General features: G+C 42.9%; 29 protein-coding genes and 3 pseudogenes. 11 read left to right on the top strand and 21 right to left on the bottom strand.

The window, feature by feature from the left end:
• Window positions 1-272 precede the first annotated feature (272 nt).
• Window positions 273-560, top strand: coding sequence for a type II toxin-antitoxin system HigB family toxin (locus tag ACYTXL_RS33045; RefSeq protein WP_375468117.1), 288 nt, complete (start codon window positions 273-275; stop codon window positions 558-560).
• Complete coding sequence (locus tag ACYTXL_RS33040) at window positions 560-793, top strand: hypothetical protein (RefSeq protein WP_334973154.1); 234 nt, start codon at window positions 560-562, stop codon at window positions 791-793. Before ACYTXL_RS33045 ends, ACYTXL_RS33040 begins: the two co-directional genes overlap by 1 nt.
• An 854-nt stretch (window positions 794-1,647) precedes the next feature.
• Here the strand turns inward: ACYTXL_RS33040 and ACYTXL_RS33035 are convergent.
• Both ACYTXL_RS33035 and ACYTXL_RS33030 read right to left on the bottom strand, forming a co-directional pair.
• Window positions 1,648-2,232, bottom strand: a pseudogene (locus ACYTXL_RS33035) (transposase); the annotation flags it as partial.
• Between the two features lie 396 nt (window positions 2,233-2,628).
• Window positions 2,629-3,183 (bottom strand): annotated as a pseudogene (locus tag ACYTXL_RS33030) (nitrogenase component 1); the annotation flags it as partial.
• 596 nt (window positions 3,184-3,779) lie between these two features.
• Here ACYTXL_RS33030 and ACYTXL_RS33025 point away from each other — a divergent pair.
• The 3 genes from ACYTXL_RS33025 to ACYTXL_RS33015 all read left to right on the top strand — a co-directional run bounded on the left by ACYTXL_RS33025 (window position 3,780) and on the right by ACYTXL_RS33015 (window position 5,260).
• Complete coding sequence (locus tag ACYTXL_RS33025) at window positions 3,780-4,364, top strand: hypothetical protein (RefSeq protein ID WP_461928270.1); 585 nt, start codon at window positions 3,780-3,782, stop codon at window positions 4,362-4,364.
• 85 nt (window positions 4,365-4,449) lie between these two features.
• A complete protein-coding gene (locus tag ACYTXL_RS33020; RefSeq protein WP_461928269.1) occupies window positions 4,450-4,812 on the top strand; it encodes a hypothetical protein in 363 nt (120 codons plus the stop codon).
• A 73-nt stretch (window positions 4,813-4,885) separates the two neighbouring features.
• On the top strand, window positions 4,886-5,260 hold the full coding sequence (locus tag ACYTXL_RS33015; RefSeq protein ID WP_461928268.1) for a hypothetical protein: 375 nt from the start codon (window positions 4,886-4,888) through the stop codon (window positions 5,258-5,260).
• On the opposite strand, the gene ACYTXL_RS33010 is transcribed toward ACYTXL_RS33015, so the two are convergent.
• The 3 genes from ACYTXL_RS33010 to ACYTXL_RS33000 form a co-directional block, all read right to left on the bottom strand.
• Window positions 5,252-6,103 carry a KilA-N domain-containing protein gene (locus tag ACYTXL_RS33010; protein ID WP_461928267.1) on the bottom strand — a complete coding sequence of 284 codons (852 nt, stop codon included), beginning with the start codon at window positions 6,101-6,103 and terminating at the stop codon, window positions 5,252-5,254. The two genes, ACYTXL_RS33015 and ACYTXL_RS33010, sit on opposite strands and share 9 nt — an antisense overlap.
• Before the next feature lie 75 nt (window positions 6,104-6,178).
• The gene (locus tag ACYTXL_RS33005; protein WP_461928266.1) at window positions 6,179-6,565 is read right to left on the bottom strand and encodes a KilA-N domain-containing protein; all 387 of its coding nucleotides are present in this window, start codon (window positions 6,563-6,565) and stop codon (window positions 6,179-6,181) included.
• Between the two features lie 99 nt (window positions 6,566-6,664).
• The gene (locus tag ACYTXL_RS33000) at window positions 6,665-6,940 is read right to left on the bottom strand and encodes a hypothetical protein (protein WP_461928265.1); all 276 of its coding nucleotides are present in this window, start codon (window positions 6,938-6,940) and stop codon (window positions 6,665-6,667) included.
• A gap of 268 nt (window positions 6,941-7,208) precedes the next feature.
• Between ACYTXL_RS33000 and ACYTXL_RS32995 the strand changes: the two genes are divergently transcribed.
• The gene (locus ACYTXL_RS32995; protein WP_461928264.1) at window positions 7,209-7,616 is read left to right on the top strand and encodes a hypothetical protein; all 408 of its coding nucleotides are present in this window, start codon (window positions 7,209-7,211) and stop codon (window positions 7,614-7,616) included.
• Window positions 7,617-7,923: 307 nt separating this feature from the next.
• Here the strand turns inward: ACYTXL_RS32995 and ACYTXL_RS32990 are convergent, their stop codons facing one another.
• Both ACYTXL_RS32990 and ACYTXL_RS32985 read right to left on the bottom strand, forming a co-directional pair.
• Window positions 7,924-8,175: a hypothetical protein gene (locus tag ACYTXL_RS32990; protein WP_461928263.1), complete on the bottom strand. Its 252-nt coding sequence runs from the start codon at window positions 8,173-8,175 to the stop codon at window positions 7,924-7,926.
• 151 nt (window positions 8,176-8,326) lie between these two features.
• The gene (locus tag ACYTXL_RS32985) at window positions 8,327-9,733 is read right to left on the bottom strand and encodes a site-specific integrase (RefSeq protein ID WP_461928262.1); all 1,407 of its coding nucleotides are present in this window, start codon (window positions 9,731-9,733) and stop codon (window positions 8,327-8,329) included.
• Between the two features lie 721 nt (window positions 9,734-10,454).
• Between ACYTXL_RS32985 and ACYTXL_RS32980 the strand changes: the two genes are divergently transcribed.
• The 3 genes from ACYTXL_RS32980 (at window position 10,455) to ACYTXL_RS32970 (ending at window position 11,935) form a co-directional block, all read left to right on the top strand.
• A complete protein-coding gene (locus ACYTXL_RS32980; RefSeq protein ID WP_461928270.1) occupies window positions 10,455-11,039 on the top strand; it encodes a hypothetical protein in 585 nt (194 codons plus the stop codon).
• A gap of 85 nt (window positions 11,040-11,124) precedes the next feature.
• Complete coding sequence (locus ACYTXL_RS32975; RefSeq protein WP_461928269.1) at window positions 11,125-11,487, top strand: hypothetical protein; 363 nt, start codon at window positions 11,125-11,127, stop codon at window positions 11,485-11,487.
• 73 nt (window positions 11,488-11,560) lie between these two features.
• Window positions 11,561-11,935, top strand: a complete 375-nt coding sequence (locus ACYTXL_RS32970; RefSeq protein ID WP_461928268.1) for a hypothetical protein — start codon at window positions 11,561-11,563, stop codon at window positions 11,933-11,935.
• Here ACYTXL_RS32970 and ACYTXL_RS32965 read toward each other — a convergent pair.
• The 3 genes from ACYTXL_RS32965 to ACYTXL_RS32955 all read right to left on the bottom strand — a co-directional run bounded on the left by ACYTXL_RS32965 (window position 11,927) and on the right by ACYTXL_RS32955 (window position 13,615).
• Window positions 11,927-12,778: a KilA-N domain-containing protein gene (locus tag ACYTXL_RS32965; protein WP_461928267.1), complete on the bottom strand. Its 852-nt coding sequence runs from the start codon at window positions 12,776-12,778 to the stop codon at window positions 11,927-11,929. The two genes, ACYTXL_RS32970 and ACYTXL_RS32965, sit on opposite strands and share 9 nt — an antisense overlap.
• Before the next feature lie 75 nt (window positions 12,779-12,853).
• Complete coding sequence (locus ACYTXL_RS32960; protein ID WP_461928266.1) at window positions 12,854-13,240, bottom strand: KilA-N domain-containing protein; 387 nt, start codon at window positions 13,238-13,240, stop codon at window positions 12,854-12,856.
• Window positions 13,241-13,339: 99 nt separating this feature from the next.
• Complete coding sequence (locus tag ACYTXL_RS32955) at window positions 13,340-13,615, bottom strand: hypothetical protein (protein ID WP_461928265.1); 276 nt, start codon at window positions 13,613-13,615, stop codon at window positions 13,340-13,342.
• A gap of 268 nt (window positions 13,616-13,883) precedes the next feature.
• On the opposite strand from ACYTXL_RS32955, the gene ACYTXL_RS32950 reads away from it, so the two are divergent.
• A complete protein-coding gene (locus tag ACYTXL_RS32950) occupies window positions 13,884-14,291 on the top strand; it encodes a hypothetical protein (protein ID WP_461928264.1) in 408 nt (135 codons plus the stop codon).
• Window positions 14,292-14,598: 307 nt separating this feature from the next.
• Here the strand turns inward: ACYTXL_RS32950 and ACYTXL_RS32945 are convergent, their stop codons facing one another.
• The 9 genes and pseudogenes from ACYTXL_RS32945 to nifB all read right to left on the bottom strand — a co-directional run bounded on the left by ACYTXL_RS32945 (window position 14,599) and on the right by nifB (window position 23,674).
• Complete coding sequence (locus ACYTXL_RS32945; RefSeq protein WP_461928263.1) at window positions 14,599-14,850, bottom strand: hypothetical protein; 252 nt, start codon at window positions 14,848-14,850, stop codon at window positions 14,599-14,601.
• 151 nt (window positions 14,851-15,001) lie between these two features.
• Window positions 15,002-16,408 (bottom strand): site-specific integrase, encoded by a 1,407-nt coding sequence (locus tag ACYTXL_RS32940; protein ID WP_461928262.1) that lies wholly within the window; start codon window positions 16,406-16,408, stop codon window positions 15,002-15,004.
• Between the two features lie 98 nt (window positions 16,409-16,506).
• Window positions 16,507-17,421, bottom strand: a pseudogene (locus ACYTXL_RS32935) (nitrogenase component 1); the annotation flags it as partial.
• Between the two features lie 155 nt (window positions 17,422-17,576).
• The gene (nifH, locus tag ACYTXL_RS32930) at window positions 17,577-18,470 is read right to left on the bottom strand and encodes a nitrogenase iron protein (protein ID WP_461928261.1); all 894 of its coding nucleotides are present in this window, start codon (window positions 18,468-18,470) and stop codon (window positions 17,577-17,579) included.
• A 339-nt stretch (window positions 18,471-18,809) separates the two neighbouring features.
• Window positions 18,810-19,166, bottom strand: coding sequence for a globin domain-containing protein (locus tag ACYTXL_RS32925; RefSeq protein ID WP_461928260.1), 357 nt, complete (start codon window positions 19,164-19,166; stop codon window positions 18,810-18,812).
• A 317-nt stretch (window positions 19,167-19,483) separates the two neighbouring features.
• Window positions 19,484-20,383, bottom strand: coding sequence for a Fe-S cluster assembly protein NifU (gene nifU / locus ACYTXL_RS32920; protein WP_461928259.1), 900 nt, complete (start codon window positions 20,381-20,383; stop codon window positions 19,484-19,486).
• Between the two features lie 86 nt (window positions 20,384-20,469).
• Window positions 20,470-21,678: a cysteine desulfurase NifS gene (nifS, locus tag ACYTXL_RS32915; protein ID WP_461928258.1), complete on the bottom strand. Its 1,209-nt coding sequence runs from the start codon at window positions 21,676-21,678 to the stop codon at window positions 20,470-20,472.
• Window positions 21,679-21,704: 26 nt separating this feature from the next.
• Window positions 21,705-22,067, bottom strand: coding sequence for a DUF362 domain-containing protein (locus ACYTXL_RS32910; RefSeq protein ID WP_461928257.1), 363 nt, complete (start codon window positions 22,065-22,067; stop codon window positions 21,705-21,707).
• Window positions 22,068-22,219: 152 nt separating this feature from the next.
• A complete protein-coding gene (gene nifB, locus ACYTXL_RS32905) occupies window positions 22,220-23,674 on the bottom strand; it encodes a nitrogenase cofactor biosynthesis protein NifB (protein WP_461928271.1) in 1,455 nt (484 codons plus the stop codon).
• Window positions 23,675-24,779: 1,105 nt separating this feature from the next.
• Between nifB and ACYTXL_RS32900 the strand changes: the two genes are divergently transcribed.
• Window positions 24,780-25,358 carry a Uma2 family endonuclease gene (locus ACYTXL_RS32900; protein ID WP_461928256.1) on the top strand — a complete coding sequence of 193 codons (579 nt, stop codon included), beginning with the start codon at window positions 24,780-24,782 and terminating at the stop codon, window positions 25,356-25,358.
• 118 nt (window positions 25,359-25,476) lie between these two features.
• Here ACYTXL_RS32900 and ACYTXL_RS32895 read toward each other — a convergent pair whose 3' ends face one another.
• Window positions 25,477-25,842: an element excision factor XisI family protein gene (locus ACYTXL_RS32895; RefSeq protein WP_461928255.1), complete on the bottom strand. Its 366-nt coding sequence runs from the start codon at window positions 25,840-25,842 to the stop codon at window positions 25,477-25,479.
• Window positions 25,824-26,075 carry an element excision factor XisH family protein gene (locus ACYTXL_RS32890; RefSeq protein WP_461928254.1) on the bottom strand — a complete coding sequence of 84 codons (252 nt, stop codon included), beginning with the start codon at window positions 26,073-26,075 and terminating at the stop codon, window positions 25,824-25,826. Before ACYTXL_RS32890 ends, ACYTXL_RS32895 begins: the two co-directional genes overlap by 19 nt.
• Between the last annotated feature and the right edge of the window lie 64 nt (window positions 26,076-26,139).

The following is a 26,139-nucleotide window of genomic DNA, read 5'->3' as shown; positions in this document are numbered from 1 at the left end:
TGTGTGACAACAGGAGAAGTATGGCAGTTTCTTCAACTTTCGCAAAAAGTGGCTTTGCTTGATAAGCAAAGATATTACTTGGATAATGTAGGAGCCATTTTGGCAATTGTACAGACAATTGTTCAGAAATTCAGTAGTTAATTTGTGTAACACTTTGTTCTCGCAAGTGGATGAATCTACTCGTGAGTTGGGGCGATGATTAAAATATAAGATTGGCGATCGCAGGTGAGTTATATAGATGACAGAATTATTAAGAGATCAGTGGTTTTTAGATGCACGTTATTACTCGTAAACGGCTGAATGAATTTGCTAAACTTCATCCAGATACAAATAACGCCTTGGCTCAGTGGTATCGATTGGTCAAGGGAAATGAGTTTGCCTCATTTGTGGAACTCCGTGAAATGTTTCCATCAGCCGATCAAGTCGGTAAATTAACAGTGTTTAATATTGGTGGCAACAAAGTTAGACTTATTGCCGCAATTCATTACAACCGCCAAAAAGTCTACATCCGGGCTGTGTTAACGCATTTAGAATACGATCAAGGCAAGTGGAAAGAATAATGCAAAGCTTCAACCTCGATCAAACCATCACTGCTTGGTCATCTATTGCCGAAAACGTTTTTGTTCCTCACACAGAAGAGGAATATGAACGCTTGGTTGAAATCCTCGATTGTCTCATCGATCAAGTTGGTGAAGACGAGACGCATCCACTCGCGTCTCTAATGGAAGTTATAGGTGTTTTAATTGAAAACTACGAAACTGAACACATTCCTGAGTTAGAGGCGATCGCTTAACTTCACCAGTATGAATATACAGTAGTGTGTTGTCAATTTGGGGCGTCACCGAACAGTCCATCGTAGACATCGCAACAACAGTCTACTTCTTTTACTGCGGTATCTACGACGGGCTTCGCCTACGCACTATCTCGTAAATTAGTTTTGGTAACACGCAATTATCGGCATTTGGGCAAAGTACCCGGACTATTAATTGAGGATTGGACGGTTTAATGCGATCGCCTAGTTTATTATCGAGTAAAGGCGATCGCTCATAAAAACAATTAAATCATCTTTATTAGCTTCGAGAGAGTTGCCACCCCTTACTCTAACTCGTTATTCTTCAGATAGGCATGATGTAGTAAGGGAAAACCTCAAATGTCAATATTTCTCTGGAAGAACGTCTCACAGCTGTCGAAGCGGCGGTGACGGAGTTGCAAAAACAAGTAGCGGATTCTCAACTAACAAATGGGCTTTTGAACTTTATAGGAAGCTCGCTTCAACAATCAACCGAGTATACAGTAAGTCAACTTGCACGAATTTCTGGTGGACCGAATGATGCTATAAGAGAGACGTATTTAGCTGTTGAGAAACGTGAGGAACTACATAGATCAATTTTCCTCTTGTGTGCTGTAGTCGGAGCAGGTCTTGCTTGTCTGCGTGAGAGCAAGGAATATTAACCCTGTTTAATCACTTTTGGAAAAGAAAAATAAGAACCCACTTTTCAACTGTAGACAGAGCAGGAATTTAAGGCTTTATTTACTAACATAATGGCTGAAATTAAGATTTAAAGGCTGCTCAATTGTAGCTAAGGTTATTAATTAGGGGTTGCTGAAAAAGTCATAAAAAAGCAATCTTAAGGGTTGACTAGTTATTTAAGCAAGGTTAAAGATAAGTTTTTGTTGCCTATATCTGGCAAAAAGATAACGTTCAATTATATCAATCTCTAAAAAAGGTCTATTTTTGAAAAATAGACATAAAAAGGCATAAAAAACCCGTGACAAGTAAGTAGAAAGATTCATGACTAAAAAAGTAATAGCAATTGCTGTTTGAGAAGTATGAGATAGTTTCGCCATCACTCTACCCAGGCTGAACCTTCTTTTACCTTGTCCAAACTTTCCCTCAATAAAATTACGAATTCTCTCATCTTGTAAAGCTTGCTTCTTTTTTTCTTTACTCACAGTTTTTGGAGGTCTTCCTAAAGGAACTCCACTAATTCTAATGCCTCGTTCTTTGTGTGATACACGACGTTTTTTAGCTACTTCTAGGTAGTCACGTCTTGCGATTTCCCGATAAGTTCTCGGTTTTTTCTCTAATTGACCCTTTATCTGTTCGTAAAGAGAGTCTATAATTTTTTCTGTGTGTTTTCTGGCTTGATTTAGTAACCCGATATCTGTCGGATAGCTGATATCACCTGGGGCACAAGTGGCATCTAATATTAATTTCCCCCGATTTTTTGGTGTATTAACTTCTTTTTCTGGTGATCGCGCAGCGTTAGCGAGTCCGCGAGCATCTTCTGTTTTTTTTCAGTAGCAGTTTCTATAATACTCAAAACAACCTCCAGAAGCTATTGATCCGTCTTTTGTGCGTCCAATCACTTCAGTCTAGCAGGCTAACACTTTGTGGATCAAATGGATAAAAGCTCCTGGGGTGGATGCAAACTTTATTTTCTGCTGCTGAATTTAGACGCTACGCACCATTTAATCTAAATAATCGTCATTATAAATAGTCTTTTATTTTACAGTTTTTCTTTAAGCAAAATGCAAGCAAAATCTAAAAATGAGACTGCATAAGAGTTATATTGTTTAAAGCATCAAAACAGATTATTCTTAAATAACCCTACAACTTGCTTGCATTTAGGCTAGAAATAGGCTCTTTTTTCTACCACCGCAAAAAAACCTTGCATTATATGATGTTGAAGAGCGATCGCTAGGTTCGGAGTAATCCCAAGAGTGCATTTGACGGAAAGGCAGACCCATCTTTTGGAAGACGTACTTCTCTTTCACACCAGAAGCAACTAGGTCAGGCTTGAGGGCTTTGATAAATTCCTCGAATTCGTAAGCGGTAACGTCGTCATAAACGATGGTGCCGTTTTCGATGAAGGGAGCAGTACGTTTGTAGTCATCGTTATGAGCGAACTCATAACCCGTACCAATCATCTTCATGCCCAAGTCTTGGAAAGCTGGGACAACGTGGCGAGGACGTAGACCACCAACCATGATGGCAACAGTTTTACCTTCCAAGCGGGGGCGATACTTCTGAAGAATCACATCCGTTGTGGGCTGATACTTGGCGATAACCTTCTCAGCGTTTGCTTGGATTGTCTCGTCAAACTTAGAAGCAATTTCCCGTAAAGATTCAGCAATCTTCGTGGGGCCGAAGAAGTTGTACTCAAGCCAGGGTATACGGTAGATTAAAGGCTGAAAACCTTATATATCAATACTTTTCCAACGATGCGTTCTGTGTGGCTTGTTTTTGTCTTAAAGCTTATGATTTAAACATCGAAAACCCCAGTGAAATGGTAATTTGATTTGCAAATTGTGGCTTACTGGAGTAGCATGAAAGATTTTTTGGCTAAATTTATTATGCCTAAACGAAAAAAGCGATGGAAAGTAGGGGATAAATGCAACGTATTAATGCCTTCCGGTCGGCTTATTTCTGGTGGAATCGTTGCAAGCATTCAACTGAAATATAAAACTTGCAAGGTTAATTTTCCTGAAACTAACTCTCATTTTTTAGTTGATTTATTGTCGTTGCAGTGACTTTCCATGCATTTTATGGCGGAAGTTTTGGTTTTTAGTGGGAAGTTCCTGTAACCCCTGAGCGTTCAGGGTTTTTTATTGCTGACTTCCAAACTTCCGACTTGCTGACCTTCTAAGTTTTTAATGGTTTATCTGTCATTTTAAAATAATCTAAAAAACAATGTACAACCCTATGGGTTTGCACGAGGAAAAAACACTCAAAAGCCTTGTTATGGTTGATAAAGCTGAATTGGGCTTAAAAAATTATGTCTCGTCGTAGAAGTGCTATTGAGTTAGAAGAATTAGCAAAGATTAAACGTTCTCAAGCTGCTGCAAGGCTAGCCCATCGTTCGGCTAACCCCAAAGCTTATACTCCTAAACCAGATACAGATTACACGCAACTTTACTACCGTGATCCGTTAGACCCTAGTCGTTTTTTGAAGTTGAGAGTTGCTAATGGTACTTTAACTTTATGGGGTGGTATTGCTGCTGCTGGATTAGTGACAGTGCCTCCAGCTAATTCAGCAATTGTAGAAATTACAAGAGGTAATAAAATTCCGATCGTAAAAGTTCGTTGGTATTATGGCGATGATACTGCTGTCGTGGTTCCTGCAAATGATATGCATGGAAGATGGATAAAATTTTACGATGTGAAAAACGGACAAGCTCATCATCAGATTCCATTCGTTGAAGCGGGTGCTACACCTGATTTAGCCGCCACAATTACAGCTTTCTACGCCAAATTAAATACTCCTGCTGAAGTAGAACGAATTATTGGTACAAGAGGCCGGGCAGATCTGGTAATTGGATATGGGAAGCAGTACACCACGCTTGCAAGAGTTTCTGCATAATTTTCTTTTGCCTCAATGAAAAATCTAGCCCCCAGTGGGGCGGCAAGGCGAAGCGTGTAAGTTTTCAGCGTTTAGGAGATGGAGTTTGGTTCAAATGCAATTGCACGGACTTTTAGCGATCGCTCGACGTTTTTGTACACAATCGCCAGTGGCTGGTCTTGCTGCTGCACGTTGCGGCAACTTCCAACTTCAACTTACGACTTCACCAGCTAGTCAGTGGAAGTTGGAAGTTAGGAGTTGGAAGTTAGGAGTTGCGATCGCATTCTTGGCGGGACATCGCGCGATCGCGTTGCAGACAATTTACGGTAGCCTTCAGCGATCGCTAATGGCTGGTCTTGCTGCTGCACGTTGCGGCAACTTCCAACTTCAACTTCCAACTTCATTAGCTACTCAGTGGAAGTCGGAAGTTAGGAGTTGGAAGTCAGGGGGAAGCGCGGATGGATTCTAGAAGAAATTACAACTAAAAAATTCTCAAAAAATCAAAATCAACTGGATCAACTGGATCACTGATTGAAGAAACCTTGGTACAACAGGACTTTCAGAGTGATCCAGTAGATGATCCAGTAGATTTGGTTCTACTGGATCATCTACTGGATCAACTGGATCCTGAGAAGAATTATGTATTAGATAATACTTCTATATATCCGGATCCAGTTGATCCAGTAGATTTGGTTTTACCAAATCTACTGGATCATTTACTGGATCAAGAAGAAGTCAGTCATAGCAATACTTCCAGCAACCGTGATCCAGTTGATCCAGTAGATTTTGCAAAAAATGAAAATTTAAAAGTCGATGATACAAATTGCATCATTCGACCTGTCAAGGGGAGTGGATCGCCAAAAAAACACCCCCAGTCAGGAACAGGGGGGTATCCTAAAAACCAAGCATCAACTTAATTTTGGCGGTGTGGGACACTCTTTTGTTGGTACAAAATTTCTTCTCTTGATAGAAAGCCAATGCTCCTTGCCGAATCTCTGCTGATTCGCAGCATCCATTAAAGGATAGGTATTGACGATAGCCAGAGTCTCAACGATTTGTCTTGCATCCTGATATTCGACCTTGATATCAAGTTCTAGATCAAGCTTGATTTTGAGAGACTGTAACTCTAAAGGACTCCCATTTAATTGAATTTCTCCAGTAAGAGTGCTGTAGTGTAACTTATCTCCCCAAGCGTCTTGGATTCTGTGATAGGCTCTGTTTAACTTAGACTTGAGAAACTCGTAACGCTCCTGAACTGCCTTGTTAATGATGTCCAGCCCCTCGGTCGTTTCCTGCCTTAAGGCAATGTCAGCAGCAAGCGTTGGGTCAGCCACAGCATATCTGATAAAAACCTGGGCTACATAGTTGGCAAAGTCTGGATCAAAGTAGCTGGCTAGGTGAACTGCCATGAAGGGGTGAACCCAGGTAACAGCCCTGTACCCTTTACCACTAGTGTAAATTAATTCTTTAGATACTGAGTGTGTAATTTTAAGGGTGTCAACTTCAGGATTAAAGTGACCAATTTTCAGTGTGTCAACTTCAGGATTTAACTGTGTAATTTTGAGGGTGTCAACTTCAGGATTTAACTGTTCAATTTTTAATCTTTCAGAAAGCTCCGTTAATTTAGCTTTAGTTTCTGGCAATCGCTTCCAGTTCCTCAAGTCATACCCAAAATGCTTGCACCATTTGGTAGCGTTGATATAATCGTCATCGCGTTGCGCGTCTTGCACCAATTTGTCAAATTGCTCTGTTTGTGACATATAATTCTCCTTGTTTTTAAAGTGTTAAGCAATCCCAGATCAGACAGGGGTTGCTTTTTCCTCCTTGTAGCGCTCCTAGACTGCCTTGTTAATGATCTCCAGCCCCTCGGTGGTTTCCTGCCTTGAGGCAATATCAGCAGCAAGCTTTGGGTCAGCAGTGACGTACCTGATGAAAATCTCGGCTACATAGTTGGCGAAGCCTGGACTAAGGTAGCTGGCTAAGTGAACTGCCATGATTGGGTGAACCCAAGTTACCCAAGTTTTACCTACGCGCTGAACAATCCAAGGCTCAGTATTTGACTTTGCGATTTTCAACTGCTCTAATCTAGCTTTTGTTTCTGGCAACTGCTTCCAGCTATCAAGTCGATACCCAAAATGCTTGCACCATTCGGTAGCGTTGATGTAGCCGTCATCTGGACGTGCGTCTTGCAGCAGTTTGTCAAAAGGCTCTATTTGTGACATACAATTCTCCTCATTTTTTAAAATGTTAAACAACCCCCGCTCAGACAGGGGTTGCTAAAAATGTTAAACAAGTCCGGCTTTTGGAAAAATAAGCATTCGCTAACCTTTTGAGATGGTGCTAATCAACTTGTGGATAGCATTTAAAGTTAGTTCCAAGTCATCTCGATGTGGTTCTGAAAGCTTTAAGTAGCAATCGGTAAGCAGTGCGATAGATTCATCGGAATCAATGTTTTCAAATTCTAAAAGCTGCTGATAATACCGAATCAGATTCCATTCATCCAGAGCGTGTGTCATCATCTCAAGCAGAGATTCATTACTTTTATTCGCACTAAAAACGTGTGCAGCGCTATTGCTGTCGGTCTGCGCTTGTTGCATAATTTGTATTGCCTCCTTAATGGGACTGAACAACTGGCAAGGGGGAAGTCGTGCCGGTGGGGGAGAGGTAATGGACTCTCTTGCCGGGGCGCATTCAAGCGCTGACTTCATTTATCCATCTCATGTGGGTACTAGGGGAGCGAAACGACGCTACGATTTACTCGCTACTACCTGTATATATCTGCCCACAACCTGCATACAACTAATATACAAAGCAATAACTCAACTGTCAACAATCTGTAGGCGAATAGGTTAATCTTGTAGACAGATGTATACAGCGCACTTGCTAACTATGGCTAGTAAATCGTTTTCATTCCGTTTGCCAGATGAGATTGTTCAATTTGTGGAGTCCTCACAGTTAGAGGGTGAAACTCTCAACCAAACATCCCAAAGGCTTTTTATTGATTTCGTGAAAAGAAACAATCCTCTGTCTACAGTTTTGACTACAGTTGTAGACGTTCAAGAACTGGTGAAGCAAGAGGTAGCATCAAGCTTGGGTGAAGTGCGATCGCAACTGGAGGAACTGCGGGGGGGTTCATTTAGTAGGTCTACAACTGTGTCTACAAAAAGTCCAGACGTAGACATACTGGAAGTGTTTAAGCAAGAGGTGGCAGCAAGCTTGGGTGAAGTGCGATCGCAACTGGAGGAACTGCGGGGAAAATCGAAAGCCCGGTAGCAGAGGAGAATAGCGCTACCGGGCAGCCAAGTAATATTGAGTCAACTGTAGCGAACAATGAAATCATCGACCAGTTACAGGAACGAATTAGAAATCAGGATGAGAAATTAGAGCAAGCTGAAACTGAAAACCAGCAACTCAGGGAACAGTTACAGACAGTAAGTCAATCCCTGCAACCAGACTACGAGGCAACCCGCGATCGCACTTTGAATAAGCTTAAAGTGGGCAAGCAATCAACGGCAGGAAAGGCGATTGACGCTTTCATCAAGGAACTAAAGCACGGTTTATAGTCAACTTATGCACGGTTTCAACTCGGTTTCAACCCGTCTACAGTTCGCCTACACCCAACAACAGACGGTGACAAGTGCGCTTTGTGTGCCACGATCGACGGTGATAAAGGCGGTTGCAGTGCCACGATCAACAGTGACAAGTCCGGTTGCAGTGCCACGATCAACAGTGACAAGTCCGGTTGCAGTGCGTCTACAGTGTCTACAGGTGTAGACAGAACTGTAGGCGGGTAAAACTCGCTCTGGATGCCGTTTTTAGCAACTGTAGACAATTTTTTGGCTGCCTATTTTTTAACAAAAATTCCCAAAAAATAGGCATTTTTTCTAATATATTACTCAAAAATGTAGCAGCACTAGTTTAACAGTTTAAAAGCTAAATAGATAGAGATGCACCTCTGTTAATAAACCACACTCTACGGTGAGTCAAGTAGACAGTAACTCGCTAATTTGATGCCGTGCCAGAGCTTGCCTGAGATATTCCACCTCAGCCCTTAGCCGTGCATTTTCCTCCTTCAACGCATCCATGTCATCTTTTTTATCCACTGCCTCCTTAATTACCTTCCTCCGGTTCTCCAAGCTGAACCACTTCTGGTAAATCTCAGTATGAATCTCAACAGAATGCCCCAAATTGTCAGCAGCAGCTTTAATTGGAATGCCCATCATATGCGCTCGAATAGCCCAAGCGTGGCGTAAGTCATAGGGCGTAAACGGAATATTTACCCGCCTAAACCATGATGAACAGTTAACCCGAATAGTGTTGATATCTGTAAAACTAGTTCTGCCATCAGTTTGAGATTTTAACAGTTCCAAATACTCTACGTTTTTTAAATCAAACAAGTAAACCCATTCAGGATGTAGCGGTAAAGCTTCTCTGTAACCAGTCTTAGTATCTGGGTGAACCTTCCATGTATTATCTTTATTTTCAGAACTCAACCACCAATCAATCTCAGGATTTACAAACAGTTCTCTTGGGCGTAATCCATAAGTAGCAAGCATTCCATACACCCAACCCCACATCTTCCAACTGTCCAAGCAATTCTTCTTGATTGTCAAGCTCCTAGTCAAAGAGTACTGATGAAAAGATTCATAATATTTGATGATATCCTCATCACTGGGAATATCCCTAGCCTGACTTTTGGGTTGTGTAGCTTTAAATTGTTCGAGGGTGAAACCAGTTAAATTAAGAGTTGCTTTTAAAACCTTCAACGATTTAACGGCGCTGTATTTGGCAGAGTCTCCCGTCAACTCTGCAAATCTTTTATCAATCTCCGATTGAGTCAATAAAGTATCTAGCCCAATCAATCGCCGTAAATACTCTTTGTAGTAGAAAAAGGTGTGTTTACTTTTTTCTGTTAACTTGCGTGTTTTGAAATACTCAGTTTCAAACTCTTCTAAAACTTCACCAAGGACTTGGGATCTGCTGCTGACCTTAGCGATTTTTCCCAGATATTTGTCAGTCCATTCAAACTGTTTACGGGCGAGCAGCTTGCCTAGCTCGTTTGCCTCTTCCTCAGATGTTCTCAACCCGTCCAGGCTTGCAGGGATATTCAGCGAAATCTTGTACTGCTTAAAACCAGTTCCTTTAGTGTCGCGATCGCCCGGCTTGATTGGTAGGGATGCTTGCAATTGAATAGTATCCCGTGCCACGACCAAACCCACTTTCACCTTAGCGGCTTTTAGACGGCCCCTAGTGTCTGCCAAACCTTTCTCAAACTTGCGTTCCAGATGCTGCCGAGTAGCTTTCATTTGTCTCTGTGTTCCTAGATAGCTGCCATCGGTAGATGCTGGCGGAGTGAAATCGTCAAAAACGTCCTGTGCCTTGCTTTTCATTGTGTCTTAAATGTGTCTTAAAATTTAGTCCATTTAGAACAATGTTTAAATTAAGCAAAGTCAGACGTGGACTAAATCCTGGTATCACAATGCATTAAATCATATTTCGTACAGGGTATACGGTAGATTAAAGGCTGAAAACCTTATATATCAATACTTTTCCAACGATGCGTTCTGTGTGGCTTGTTTTTGTCTTAAAGCTTATGATTTAAACATCGAAAACCCCAGTGAAATGGTAATTTGATTTGCAAATTGTGGCTTACTGGAGTAGCATGAAAGATTTTTTGGCTAAATTTATTATGCCTAAACGAAAAAAGCGATGGAAAGTAGGGGATAAATGCAACGTATTAATGCCTTCCGGTCGGCTTATTTCTGGTGGAATCGTTGCAAGCATTCAACTGAAATATAAAACTTGCAAGGTTAATTTTCCTGAAACTAACTCTCATTTTTTAGTTGATTTATTGTCGTTGCAGTGACTTTCCATGCATTTTATGGCGGAAGTTTTGGTTTTTAGTGGGAAGTTCCTGTAACCCCTGAGCGTTCAGGGTTTTTTATTGCTGACTTCCAAACTTCCGACTTGCTGACCTTCTAAGTTTTTAATGGTTTATCTGTCATTTTAAAATAATCTAAAAAACAATGTACAACCCTATGGGTTTGCACGAGGAAAAAACACTCAAAAGCCTTGTTATGGTTGATAAAGCTGAATTGGGCTTAAAAAATTATGTCTCGTCGTAGAAGTGCTATTGAGTTAGAAGAATTAGCAAAGATTAAACGTTCTCAAGCTGCTGCAAGGCTAGCCCATCGTTCGGCTAACCCCAAAGCTTATACTCCTAAACCAGATACAGATTACACGCAACTTTACTACCGTGATCCGTTAGACCCTAGTCGTTTTTTGAAGTTGAGAGTTGCTAATGGTACTTTAACTTTATGGGGTGGTATTGCTGCTGCTGGATTAGTGACAGTGCCTCCAGCTAATTCAGCAATTGTAGAAATTACAAGAGGTAATAAAATTCCGATCGTAAAAGTTCGTTGGTATTATGGCGATGATACTGCTGTCGTGGTTCCTGCAAATGATATGCATGGAAGATGGATAAAATTTTACGATGTGAAAAACGGACAAGCTCATCATCAGATTCCATTCGTTGAAGCGGGTGCTACACCTGATTTAGCCGCCACAATTACAGCTTTCTACGCCAAATTAAATACTCCTGCTGAAGTAGAACGAATTATTGGTACAAGAGGCCGGGCAGATCTGGTAATTGGATATGGGAAGCAGTACACCACGCTTGCAAGAGTTTCTGCATAATTTTCTTTTGCCTCAATGAAAAATCTAGCCCCCAGTGGGGCGGCAAGGCGAAGCGTGTAAGTTTTCAGCGTTTAGGAGATGGAGTTTGGTTCAAATGCAATTGCACGGACTTTTAGCGATCGCTCGACGTTTTTGTACACAATCGCCAGTGGCTGGTCTTGCTGCTGCACGTTGCGGCAACTTCCAACTTCAACTTACGACTTCACCAGCTAGTCAGTGGAAGTTGGAAGTTAGGAGTTGGAAGTTAGGAGTTGCGATCGCATTCTTGGCGGGACATCGCGCGATCGCGTTGCAGACAATTTACGGTAGCCTTCAGCGATCGCTAATGGCTGGTCTTGCTGCTGCACGTTGCGGCAACTTCCAACTTCAACTTCCAACTTCATTAGCTACTCAGTGGAAGTCGGAAGTTAGGAGTTGGAAGTCAGGGGGAAGCGCGGATGGATTCTAGAAGAAATTACAACTAAAAAATTCTCAAAAAATCAAAATCAACTGGATCAACTGGATCACTGATTGAAGAAACCTTGGTACAACAGGACTTTCAGAGTGATCCAGTAGATGATCCAGTAGATTTGGTTCTACTGGATCATCTACTGGATCAACTGGATCCTGAGAAGAATTATGTATTAGATAATACTTCTATATATCCGGATCCAGTTGATCCAGTAGATTTGGTTTTACCAAATCTACTGGATCATTTACTGGATCAAGAAGAAGTCAGTCATAGCAATACTTCCAGCAACCGTGATCCAGTTGATCCAGTAGATTTTGCAAAAAATGAAAATTTAAAAGTCGATGATACAAATTGCATCATTCGACCTGTCAAGGGGAGTGGATCGCCAAAAAAACACCCCCAGTCAGGAACAGGGGGGTATCCTAAAAACCAAGCATCAACTTAATTTTGGCGGTGTGGGACACTCTTTTGTTGGTACAAAATTTCTTCTCTTGATAGAAAGCCAATGCTCCTTGCCGAATCTCTGCTGATTCGCAGCATCCATTAAAGGATAGGTATTGACGATAGCCAGAGTCTCAACGATTTGTCTTGCATCCTGATATTCGACCTTGATATCAAGTTCTAGATCAAGCTTGATTTTGAGAGACTGTAACTCTAAAGGACTCCCATTTAATTGAATTTCTCCAGTAAGAGTGCTGTAGTGTAACTTATCTCCCCAAGCGTCTTGGATTCTGTGATAGGCTCTGTTTAACTTAGACTTGAGAAACTCGTAACGCTCCTGAACTGCCTTGTTAATGATGTCCAGCCCCTCGGTCGTTTCCTGCCTTAAGGCAATGTCAGCAGCAAGCGTTGGGTCAGCCACAGCATATCTGATAAAAACCTGGGCTACATAGTTGGCAAAGTCTGGATCAAAGTAGCTGGCTAGGTGAACTGCCATGAAGGGGTGAACCCAGGTAACAGCCCTGTACCCTTTACCACTAGTGTAAATTAATTCTTTAGATACTGAGTGTGTAATTTTAAGGGTGTCAACTTCAGGATTAAAGTGACCAATTTTCAGTGTGTCAACTTCAGGATTTAACTGTGTAATTTTGAGGGTGTCAACTTCAGGATTTAACTGTTCAATTTTTAATCTTTCAGAAAGCTCCGTTAATTTAGCTTTAGTTTCTGGCAATCGCTTCCAGTTCCTCAAGTCATACCCAAAATGCTTGCACCATTTGGTAGCGTTGATATAATCGTCATCGCGTTGCGCGTCTTGCACCAATTTGTCAAATTGCTCTGTTTGTGACATATAATTCTCCTTGTTTTTAAAGTGTTAAGCAATCCCAGATCAGACAGGGGTTGCTTTTTCCTCCTTGTAGCGCTCCTAGACTGCCTTGTTAATGATCTCCAGCCCCTCGGTGGTTTCCTGCCTTGAGGCAATATCAGCAGCAAGCTTTGGGTCAGCAGTGACGTACCTGATGAAAATCTCGGCTACATAGTTGGCGAAGCCTGGACTAAGGTAGCTGGCTAAGTGAACTGCCATGATTGGGTGAACCCAAGTTACCCAAGTTTTACCTACGCGCTGAACAATCCAAGGCTCAGTATTTGACTTTGCGATTTTCAACTGCTCTAATCTAGCTTTTGTTTCTGGCAACTGCTTCCAGCTATCAAGTCGATACCCAAAATGCTTGCACCATTCGGTAGCGTTGATGTAGCCGTCATCTGGACGTGCGTCTTGCAGCAGTTTGTCAAAAGGCTCTATTTGTGACATACAATTCTCCTCATTTTTTAAAATGTTAAACAACCCCCGCTCAGACAGGGGTTGCTAAAAATGTTAAACAAGTCCGGCTTTTGGAAAAATAAGCATTCGCTAACCTTTTGAGATGGTGCTAATCAACTTGTGGATAGCATTTAAAGTTAGTTCCAAGTCATCTCGATGTGGTTCTGAAAGCTTTAAGTAGCAATCGGTAAGCAGTGCGATAGATTCATCGGAATCAATGTTTTCAAATTCTAAAAGCTGCTGATAATACCGAATCAGATTCCATTCATCCAGAGCGTGTGTCATCATCTCAAGCAGAGATTCATTACTTTTATTCGCACTAAAAACGTGTGCAGCGCTATTGCTGTCGGTCTGCGCTTGTTGCATAATTTGTATTGCCTCCTTAATGGGACTGAACAACTGGCAAGGGGGAAGTCGTGCCGGTGGGGGAGAGGTAATGGACTCTCTTGCCGGGGCGCATTCAAGCGCTGACTTCATTTATCCATCTCATGTGGGTACTAGGGGAGCGAAACGACGCTACGATTTACTCGCTACTACCTGTATATATCTGCCCACAACCTGCATACAACTAATATACAAAGCAATAACTCAACTGTCAACAATCTGTAGGCGAATAGGTTAATCTTGTAGACAGATGTATACAGCGCACTTGCTAACTATGGCTAGTAAATCGTTTTCATTCCGTTTGCCAGATGAGATTGTTCAATTTGTGGAGTCCTCACAGTTAGAGGGTGAAACTCTCAACCAAACATCCCAAAGGCTTTTTATTGATTTCGTGAAAAGAAACAATCCTCTGTCTACAGTTTTGACTACAGTTGTAGACGTTCAAGAACTGGTGAAGCAAGAGGTAGCATCAAGCTTGGGTGAAGTGCGATCGCAACTGGAGGAACTGCGGGGGGGTTCATTTAGTAGGTCTACAACTGTGTCTACAAAAAGTCCAGACGTAGACATACTGGAAGTGTTTAAGCAAGAGGTGGCAGCAAGCTTGGGTGAAGTGCGATCGCAACTGGAGGAACTGCGGGGAAAATCGAAAGCCCGGTAGCAGAGGAGAATAGCGCTACCGGGCAGCCAAGTAATATTGAGTCAACTGTAGCGAACAATGAAATCATCGACCAGTTACAGGAACGAATTAGAAATCAGGATGAGAAATTAGAGCAAGCTGAAACTGAAAACCAGCAACTCAGGGAACAGTTACAGACAGTAAGTCAATCCCTGCAACCAGACTACGAGGCAACCCGCGATCGCACTTTGAATAAGCTTAAAGTGGGCAAGCAATCAACGGCAGGAAAGGCGATTGACGCTTTCATCAAGGAACTAAAGCACGGTTTATAGTCAACTTATGCACGGTTTCAACTCGGTTTCAACCCGTCTACAGTTCGCCTACACCCAACAACAGACGGTGACAAGTGCGCTTTGTGTGCCACGATCGACGGTGATAAAGGCGGTTGCAGTGCCACGATCAACAGTGACAAGTCCGGTTGCAGTGCCACGATCAACAGTGACAAGTCCGGTTGCAGTGCGTCTACAGTGTCTACAGGTGTAGACAGAACTGTAGGCGGGTAAAACTCGCTCTGGATGCCGTTTTTAGCAACTGTAGACAATTTTTTGGCTGCCTATTTTTTAACAAAAATTCCCAAAAAATAGGCATTTTTTCTAATATATTACTCAAAAATGTAGCAGCACTAGTTTAACAGTTTAAAAGCTAAATAGATAGAGATGCACCTCTGTTAATAAACCACACTCTACGGTGAGTCAAGTAGACAGTAACTCGCTAATTTGATGCCGTGCCAGAGCTTGCCTGAGATATTCCACCTCAGCCCTTAGCCGTGCATTTTCCTCCTTCAACGCATCCATGTCATCTTTTTTATCCACTGCCTCCTTAATTACCTTCCTCCGGTTCTCCAAGCTGAACCACTTCTGGTAAATCTCAGTATGAATCTCAACAGAATGCCCCAAATTGTCAGCAGCAGCTTTAATTGGAATGCCCATCATATGCGCTCGAATAGCCCAAGCGTGGCGTAAGTCATAGGGCGTAAACGGAATATTTACCCGCCTAAACCATGATGAACAGTTAACCCGAATAGTGTTGATATCTGTAAAACTAGTTCTGCCATCAGTTTGAGATTTTAACAGTTCCAAATACTCTACGTTTTTTAAATCAAACAAGTAAACCCATTCAGGATGTAGCGGTAAAGCTTCTCTGTAACCAGTCTTAGTATCTGGGTGAACCTTCCATGTATTATCTTTATTTTCAGAACTCAACCACCAATCAATCTCAGGATTTACAAACAGTTCTCTTGGGCGTAATCCATAAGTAGCAAGCATTCCATACACCCAACCCCACATCTTCCAACTGTCCAAGCAATTCTTCTTGATTGTCAAGCTCCTAGTCAAAGAGTACTGATGAAAAGATTCATAATATTTGATGATATCCTCATCACTGGGAATATCCCTAGCCTGACTTTTGGGTTGTGTAGCTTTAAATTGTTCGAGGGTGAAACCAGTTAAATTAAGAGTTGCTTTTAAAACCTTCAACGATTTAACGGCGCTGTATTTGGCAGAGTCTCCCGTCAACTCTGCAAATCTTTTATCAATCTCCGATTGAGTCAATAAAGTATCTAGCCCAATCAATCGCCGTAAATACTCTTTGTAGTAGAAAAAGGTGTGTTTACTTTTTTCTGTTAACTTGCGTGTTTTGAAATACTCAGTTTCAAACTCTTCTAAAACTTCACCAAGGACTTGGGATCTGCTGCTGACCTTAGCGATTTTTCCCAGATATTTGTCAGTCCATTCAAACTGTTTACGGGCGAGCAGCTTGCCTAGCTCGTTTGCCTCTTCCTCAGATGTTCTCAACCCGTCCAGGCTTGCAGGGATATTCAGCGAAATCTTGTACTGCTTAAAACCAGTTCCTTTAGTGTCGCGATCGCCCGGCTTGATTGGTAGGGATGCTTGCAATTGAATAGTATCCCGTGCCACGACCAAACCCACTTTCACCTTAGCGGCTTTTAGACGGCCCCTAGTGTCTGCCAAACCTTTCTCAAACTTGCGTTCCAGATGCTGCCGAGTAGCTTTCATTTGTCTCTGTGTTCCTAGATAGCTGCCATCGGTAGATGCTGGCGGAGTGAAATCGTCAAAAACGTCCTGTGCCTTGCTTTTCATTGTGTCTTAAATGTGTCTTAAAATTTAGTCCATTTAGAACAATGTTTAAATTAAGCAAAGTCAGACGTGGACTAAATCCTGGTATCACAATGCATTAAATCATATTTCGTACAGGGTATACCATAAGCTTCTTCCATGTGACGGCTGATGTAGTTCATCGACCGATAGCAGTGGATGAGGTTCATCTTCACATTGGGGGTCATCAACATTTCGTTGATGGTGCCATCACCTGACCACTGAGCGACTACGCGCAAGCCGAGTTCTTCTAACAGGATGCGGCTAGCCCAAGCATCACCACCGATGTTATAGTCACCAATGATGGCTACATCATAAGGAGTGCCTTCAAACTGAAGTGTACCGTCTTTCTTAGCTTGGTCGGATCTGGTGAACACCCAGTCACGAACCATGTCGTTAGCAATGTGGTGTCCCAAAGATTGGGAAACACCCCGGAAGCCTTCGCAACGCACAGGTACAACTGGCTTGCCAATTTCTTTCGATGTCTTCCGAGCAACAGCTTCGATGTCATCCCCAATTAGACCGATGGGACATTCAGATTGAATGGAAACACCACGGTTGAGCGGGAAAAGTACATCAAGTTCTTGGATGAGCTTGGTAAGTTTTTTGTCTCCACCAAAAACGATATCTCGTTCTTGGAAGTCGGAGGTGAAGTGCATGGTACCAAAGGTATCAATACCTGTGGTGCCGATGTAGTAGTTACGACGACCAGACCAAGACCAGTAACCGCAACCTACAGGCCCGTGGCTGATGTGGATCATATCCTTAATAGGACCCCAGACCACACCTTTAGAACCGGCATAAGCACAACCACGAGCGGTCATTACCCCAGGAAGGGATTTGATGTTAGACTTAACGCCGCAATCGGACTTACCTTCTTCGTATACGTTTAAGTGTTTTTCGCGCTTTTTAGCAGCTTTTTCAGGATAAGCACTGAGAACTTCTTTAATTAGTTCTTTTCTTTCTTCGATGATGTTTTTGTTTTCTGGAGGTGTCATACTTAGCCTTTGTGACTGGTAAGGATCAGGCATAGGGGGACTAGGAGTCCCCTCTAAGGTTAGGGGGGAGATAAAGGGAGAGCGTCAAAGGTCAAAGGTAAGATCGGGAACTCTTCCTTTTTCCTTGTGCTAAAGCATTATTCCTTAGCAGCGATTTATACTACAGGAGCTTCAGCAGCACTCTTACCAACTAGCATTGCGGTATTTTCGTCGCTTTCGAGAATACCGAATTCAATCAACAATTCTTCTAGTTCTTCCATTTCGATGGGTGTAGGAATAGATAGATTCTTGTTGCCGATGATCTTTGTAGCCAATGTCCGATATTCGTTAGCTTGGTTGCTTTCAGGTGCGTACTCGTTAACAGTCATCCGGCGCAATTCTGCGTGTTGAACAATGTTGTCACGGGGTACGTAGTGAATCATTTGGGTGTTCAACCGTTTTGCCAAGGTTTCGATCAGATCGATTTCCCGGTCAGTGTTACGGCTGTTACAAATCAAACCACCCAAACGCACACCACCTGTGTGAGCATACTTAAGAACACCACGAGCGATGTTGTTAGCAGCGTACATCGCCATCATTTCACCTGATGTGACGATGTAGATTTCTTGGGCTTTGCCTTCACGAATAGGCATAGCGAAACCACCGCATACAACGTCACCTAATACGTCGTAAGATACGAAGTCTAGGTTTTGGTAAGCACCGTTTTCTTCTAAGAAGTTGATGGCGGTGATAATACCACGACCGGCGCAACCTACACCTGGTTCTGGACCACCAGATTCTACGCAACGAACGTCACGGAAACCGGTTAGCATTACTTCTTCGAGTTCAATATCTTCTACTGCACCACGTTCTGCGGCGAGGTGAAGAACGGTTGTTTGAGCTTTGCTGTGCAGCATCAAACGGGTGGAGTCAGCTTTGGGGTCGCAACCAACGATGAGGATGCGTTGACCCATTTCTGCCATAGCTGCTAAGGTGTTTTGGGAGGTGGTAGATTTACCGATACCGCCCTTACCGTAGAAAGCTATCTGTCTAATCTTTTCTTCAGTCATGATCCGTGTTTCCCTGCAATTGGTTGGTTGGTGGGTATGCGCGTTTGTCAGTTGCGTTCACGCCAGTTGAGCGACAGTAGTGAGCGCGTGTAGAGCATCGTTGGTAGCGTTGGCATAAATGCCTGCTGGGGGCGATCGCTCCACAGCTAAAATGATCGAAAGTAAGTACATATATTTCCTGGCTAAATTTTTTTTCTTTTGTCCCTAGTCATTAATCATTTATCCTGACTAATGACTAGGAGATTACGCAATTTACAAATACGCCATAATGTGTTTCAGGTTGCAAGACTTAATAGGACTTGATGTTGTTATTTGTCAACAATCAATGCGTAAGTCCTATTACTTGTTCAAAATAGCGCCCTTCATGTTTGTGACACGCTCTAGTGCAGCTTTGGTGTCTTCTGCTGACTCTTCACGCACAGCCATTGCTTCACCGAGATGCTTGGCGATCGCATCGAAGTGTGGTTGCTGTAGATTCATTCCCGCGTGGGTTTTGTCCATTGGACGACCAGCGTATTGCTTTGGCCCCTCAAATATCTGAGATAAGAAAGCAACTAGATGATTACGTTGCTTGACCATATCTGTACCAGCAAAGATGGGATTGAGGAGGCTGTCTGTCGCAATGCGTTTGTGGAGTTCATCTACTATTTGTTCAATAGCTGGTTGTCCGCCAAGTTTGTCGTACAATGTACTCATATTCTGTTCCTTTGAAGCGAGTTAGATGATGAAATTCGCAAGTAGGCGCTTAATCTATGAAGCCTATATGCTGTTAGCCGTAATAGTGGTAGGACTGATACCAATTCGGAATTCGTAATACCATCGGGGGAGCAATCCTTCGGGTGTCTACGTAATTCGTAATTAAGAAAGTTAGATTTGAATCTGTTGCTTTCTTTTGGCGAATTGGTATGAAGCATTGAGTGGAGACAATGATTCGGTTCAAATCCTACTTTCTGTTCCTGGCTGAATGCATATTAGGGCGTATTTGTAGAATACGTTAAGTCCTACAGCAATTCCTAAACTGCTTCGACTACAAGGCTCTTGCTGACACGATCTTGTAATCTGGCTTCGATCGCAATTTTTAGAGTTGCTGTACTACTAGAACAGGAACCGCAAGCACCTTGCAGTACAACTTTAACGCGATCGCCTTCGACATCATAGAGTTCTACATCTCCCCCGTCAGCAATGAGTACGGGTCTGACTTCTTCATCGAGAACCTTTTGAATTAGAGCAATCTTTTGGACGTTGGTTAGCGATCGCTGCTTGGACGTAACAATTTCTGTGGCAACTTGTACGCCGTAATCGTTGAGAGCAGGTGAGGCGTATTCCTGTTGAACTGATTTAATTATATCATCAATGTTCGCCAAACAGGAACCGCATCCGCCACCAGCTTTCACATAATTTGTTACTTGTTCAGCACCAGTGAGATGATTTTCTAGAACCACGCGACGAATTTTAGACTCGCTGATCCCAAAGCAACTGCAAACTAACGCGCCTTCATCATCGTCATCATGGGTAGCTAGAGGTATGCCACGATAATTATAGATAGCGGCTTCTAGCGCTTCTTGTCCCATGACAGAGCAGTGCATCTTTGCTTCTGGCAAACCACCAAGGTAATCTGCAATGTCTTTATTGGACACTTTTAAAGCTTCATCTAAGGTTAAACCTTTGATCATTTCGGTTAATGCACTAGAAGATGCGATCGCACTAGTACAGCCAAAGGTTTGAAAACGAGCATCTAGAATCTTATCAGATTCTACCTCAACTTTCAGGTGCAATCTCAGAGCATCGCCGCAAGCAATGCTACCGATTTCTCCCGTTGCAACCTTAACCCCAGGTTCGCTCGTTTCTTCAATTGCTCCCTGATTTTTGGGATCGTAAAACAGTTCTAATACTTTATCAGTGTAGTCCCACATAATGAATTTTAGATTTTAGATTTTGGATTTTAGATTGGGGGAGTGGGGAGTAGTAAATTCTTTATTCCCTATTCCCTACTCCCTAATTAGCGATGCGCCAGTGCTTGCTCTTGTTCTTGCAGCCAGCCTGCATCATCATTTTTGAAGGGTGAGAGGGCGCGTAAACGTTCTACAATACTGGGCATTACCTCTATCACTTGATCGATTTCGGCTTCTGTGGTGTAGCGACAAAGGCTGAAGCGGATGGAACCATGCAAAGTTGTGTAGGGTAAGCCCATAGCCCGAAGGACGTGGGAAGGTTCCAGTGAGCCGGAGGTGCAAGCAGAACCGGATGAGGCGCAGATACCGTATTTATTCAAGGATAGTAAGATTGCTTCACCTTCAATATACTTGAAGCCGATATTGGTGGTGTTGGGCAATCTCTGCGTAACGTCACCGTTAACGACACAATCGGGAATTTTAGCGAGTAAAGTTTGTTCGAGGCGATCGCGCAGCCTGATTTCTCTTTTGGTCGCTTCTTCTAAGTGTAACAGTTCCAGTTGGGCAGCTTTGCCCAAGGCAATAATTGCTGGAACATTCTCTGTTCCCGCCCGACGTCCGCGTTCTTGGTGTCCCCCAATAATGAAGGGACGGAACCGAACGCCGCGCCGGATATATAAAGCACCAATTCCTTTCGGCCCGTGCAGCTTGTGACCAGACAGGGTTAACATATCCACAGTGCTAGTCTTCATATTCAAGGGGATTTTTCCCACTACTTGCACCGCATCTACATGGAAGATAGCGCCATATTCTTTCACCCGTAACCCAATCTGTTCAATCGGGAAAACTGTCCCTGTTTCGTTATTAGCATACATAATTGTCACCAGGGCGGTGTTACCCGTTAAGGAAGCTTCTAGTTCATCTAGATCCAACTGCCCTTGATGATTTACTGATAGATAGGTAACAGTGTAACCTTGGGTTTCTAATTGTTTGCAGACATTGAGTACTGCTGGGTGTTCAACTTGGGTGGTTATGATGTGTCGCTTTTCTGGTTGCGCCAAAAGTGCGGCTCGAATCGCGGCGTTATCTCCCTCAGTACCGCAACTTGTATAGACAATTTCTGACTCATCGGCTCCCAAGATAGCTGCAAGTTGTTCTCTTGCTGTTCTCATTGCTTTACCGACTTGCCCACCAAAGGTATGCATACTGGAGGGATTGCCGTAATAGTCCGTCAGGTAAGGTAGCATTACCTCTATAACTTCTGAGTCTACCTTGGTGGTGGCATTATTATCGAGATAGATGCAGTTGTTTTGCATTGTTGTCTTCAATTAAGAATTACGAATTATTTAACGTAAGCTTCAGACCCTACCGATTGGGGTTGACGCTTTTGCAACTGTTCGGAGTATTTCTGGGAATAGCAGTTAAACCAACGCTCCCAGTAATCTTGTTTATGAGTTAATTTAGCAACTACGTGGTTGTAATTGGTAAACCAGCCTTCCCAGTAATTGCTAGGCTGCTTAACGCAACCGTCGCAGGTGGGACAACCAGCTTTACACTGAGGCATGGTATGAATGCTACCAACGCAGTTTGTACAAAGTTCAGAGTCAATCCAGTGTTGTCCTTCAACTATCTTAATTGCACCAGTGGGACATACAGATAGACAGAGATTGCAGGAAATACACTGGCTAGTAATTTTGTAAGCCATGATTATTGTCCTTTTTGGGCAAGGGGCAAGGGGCAAGGGGCAAGGGGCATTGAGAATTGGGTGTAGGGCAGGGCATTGAGGATAATTCTTGTCCCATGCCCCCAGTCGCCTCAAGTCGGCAGAGCCGCCCACGGCGCAGGCTCCCCCATGCCCTATTCCCTAATTTCTAATTCCTGAAGGTATTGCTCGTAAAACTCCAAAGCAACCTTCTCAATCACGTCGTAAGCTTCAATAGTCTGTATTCCAGCTTTTTGCAATTTTTCTTGAGGACTGTTACCAATCTTGGAGACTAAAACTGCTTTGCAATCTGCGATCGCTTTCATAATATGCTCAAAGGAAGCTTCTTCGCTGTATCCACCTTGGCAGTATTGGTCAATTTTGCGATGACCGACAAAGCGAGCATCCTTTCCATCCACTTCGTAAATTTGGAATTCTTTGGCATGACCGAAGTGCTGGTTAACCAATCCGCCGCCTTTGGTTGCTACTGCAACTAGGATTTTAGGACTGTTGGCAAATTTCTTGCCCTGAAGCGCCTTGTCTTTGGCAACTTTAAGTTCTTCTTTAAACTTCTCAATACCTTGGTGAACTTCTTGACGTTTCTCCATGTCATAGTCTGGAGTCATTTCCAAGAATTTCTCTTTGGAAAATTCTTGGCTACGGTCTTCTCCCAACAATCCGACTGCATCGGCGCGACACTGGCGACAGTGACGCATCATTTTCATGTTACCAGAGCAGTTGTCTTGAACTTCTTTGAGTTCTTTAGGTGTGGGACCGCGTTGACCGATTAAACCGAAGTGTGTGCCATGTTCTGGTGCAGAAATCAATGGCATGATGTTGTGCAAGAATGCACCTTTCTCACGAATGACTCGATTCACTTCGACTAAGTGATGGTCATTAATTCCGGGAATCATCACGGAGTTAACTTTGCATAAGATGTCAGCATCTTTCAGGGCTTGCAATCCTTCCATCTGTCTTTCGTGGAGAATTCTTGCGCCTTCAATGCCTCTGTAACGCTTGCGGTTGTAGTGAACCCAAGGATAAATCTTAGCACCAATCTCAGGATCTACCATGTTAATGGTGATCGTAACGTGATCTATATTTAATTGTTTAATGCGATCAATGTAGTCGGGCAGCATTAAACCATTGGTTGATAAACACAGCTTGATATCTGGTGCTTGGGCTGCAATCAACTCAAATGTGCGGAAGGTCTTTTCTGGGTTTGCCAATGGGTCGCCAGGACCGGCAATTCCCACAACTGTCATTTGAGGAATCTTACCGCCAATGACCAAAGCTTTGTGTGCAGCTTCTTCTGGTGTTAGCAACTCGCTAACTACTCCAGGACGGCTTTCGTTAGCGCAGTCATATTTACGGTTGCAATAGTTGCATTGAATGTTGCAAGCTGGAGCAACTGCAACGTGCAATCGAGCATAGTGGTGATGGGCGTCTTCGCTGTAGCAGGGATGTTTAGCAATGCGTTCTTCGAGCTTTTGATCCCTTTCCACGGTGGCGCTGCTGGGGCTGTCGCAGCCGCAACCACCGGATTTTGCTTGGGTTGTTGTCGATTCCGTAGCAGGGGTGTTGAGGAGTCGTGTAGACGGTGATGTCATTGAGTTTCGCAAAAGGTCGGTGGACTTGGCTGCCACTGTGGGAGATGGTGTTGCTACTCTTATATGCCGAGGAATTGAAGTCGCGTCTTCCACACTGCCTGCAAACTCTTGGGTTTGGGTGACTTGTTCTCAAGTAAGGCAGGCAATATATATTTGATGTTCGGCTGGTGTGTGTCAAGGTTCGATTCTTGGGTAGAATTTGTGCTTACAGCCGCGACTTCTATTCACTTTAGGCATGGTGCTATGTCATCCCTCCACTCACTTTCCGCTTTGTTTTGTGTCAGAGCGTTAAGTGATTGGCGATATAAGATTTATAGCAGCCTTCTCCCAGCTAGATGCTGCGTCTATCTAGCATAGAATTTATTGGATTTATTACATTTGTACTCAAGTAATAAAAACCCTAATTCTGCAAGCATTACAAGAATTAAAAATTTATTTTTCGGGTAGGGGTTCTAGTATTTTTTGGTTAGGGTTCTAGTCTTTATAGATGGGGGTTCAGGATTTATTTGTACTCAGTCATAACCCAACTCCAGTAAGGACTTTAACTAACTTAAAACTGGGTTTGGGTTATTTAAATGTGTACTCAGATTACCCTCAATTTCCGCCAAAAGCAATAAATGCCAAGGGTTTGAGGGTGAAAAACTGGAGTAATCTATATCGTTCTACTCCAGAAAAAAAGCGGAATTCAATTCTGTATCTAACATATCATTTTTTTGAGGGTAAAAATGCAATTTATATTTTTTTAATTTTTGCTTTGGGAATTATATTCAATTTTGGTTCTAAGTCTTATCTGGCAACCTATACAGGCTTATAAAAATAGATATCTTGCTGGACATATTTTTCAAAAAGTTTAACTTTTCAGTTCTTGTTTTTCATTTCCACAATCAGGAGATGGGTAGGAAACTCTGGGATTTTGTGTTTGAGAGAAACAACAAACTATAATCTAGCATGATTGTGCGATCGCAATGAATTTTCTTAATTGCTCGTTACGAACCTTAGCGATGCCTTCTCTACGAGACGCTACGCGAATGGCGGGCTATCGTCAACGCTCTTTGTTACTGATACCATTTAGCTACAATTAAACCAAGGTAAAAAAATCTTAGTTATGATAGCCATCCCCCAACAAATACCAAAAATGACCGTTGAGGAATATCTCGAATGGGAACCTCAGCAAGACGTTCGCTACGAATATGCCAATGGCGAAGTATTTGCCATGACAGGCGGTACAATTCCCCATAACGACATTGCACTAAATCTCTACAGAGCTTTGTATCCCAATTTGCATTCCAGGGGTTGTCGAGTTAATGTGTTAGACGTGAAAATGCAACTCACTCCCCAGAGCCGCTACTATTATCCTGATGTGATTGTCAGTTGCGACCCTCAAGACCTCAATGCCCGCAAATTTATTCAACATCCCAAGCTAATTGTCGAAGTTCTTTCCCCAGGTACAAGCGCTAAAGATCGGGGTGAAAAATTTACTTATTATCTGACAATTCCCAGTTTGCAGGAGTATATCTTGATTGACTCAGAAAAAATCTCCGTCGAGCGTTACTGTCGGGGTGAGGGTAGGATGTGGCTTTACTATCTCTACACGGCTGGAGATATCATCACTCTATCGAGCATTGAATTTGAATGTGCAATTGAACTACTGTATGAAGGTGTTGTATTTACGACAGAGGAATAAAGAGAATGTCTTTTCTCACAGAGCGTTGGCGATCGCCCCCCCTACCCTTCTCCTGTCGGAGACGCTACGCGAACGGAAAGCAAGCTACGCGTAGCGTCTGGTAGAGAAGGGATCGCTCTCAAGCAACTGCATAGCCAGTGTAGGGTCTTAACTCCGGTGGACGAAACCCAAGCACGATATGTTCTTTAGGAATTCCAGCTCGTTCTAAATCGGCGGCAATGCCTTCTTCAGTACCATCCCGTTGAATCCAGATTTTGCCATCAATCAGGTCAATATGAACCAGACAGCCATGAATGCGGCGATCGCCATCCCAAGCTATATCCATCCACAAATACCGAGTCTCTTTCAGAGAGGCTGCGCCAACGCGGTTTCGATCAAACACCACTTCCGATTGAATATTGGCATAGGAATAGGGTAATGAAGCATATTCACTGAGGATAGTTTCAATCACCTGGCGATAATGGTCTAATTGCGTGTAATCCATTGTTTGATAACCTCCTGTTTCGGATCAAAGGTAATCAGCTTTAAACGATGATTTCTCAGTAAAAGTTTGCCGATGGGTTCTTCAAACAAATCATCAAAAACTCTGCTAGGTACTGCAAGATATAACATTCGCTCTGGCTCCAACTCAATTAATATATCCTGATACCTCGTAGACATCGCGATCGCTACACTGTAGTCATAACGAAAAATAAGCTGTCTGAGTTCATTCAGCAAAACAAGGTAGCAGGAGGAATGCGATGAAAGCAGTGGTTATCCGTCGGTATGGCGCGGCTGAGGT

The sequence above is a fragment of the Nostoc sp. genome (assembly GCF_054880495.1).
Note: the sequence above shows the minus strand (reverse complement) of the source record. Positions and strands in the feature narration are given on the sequence as shown.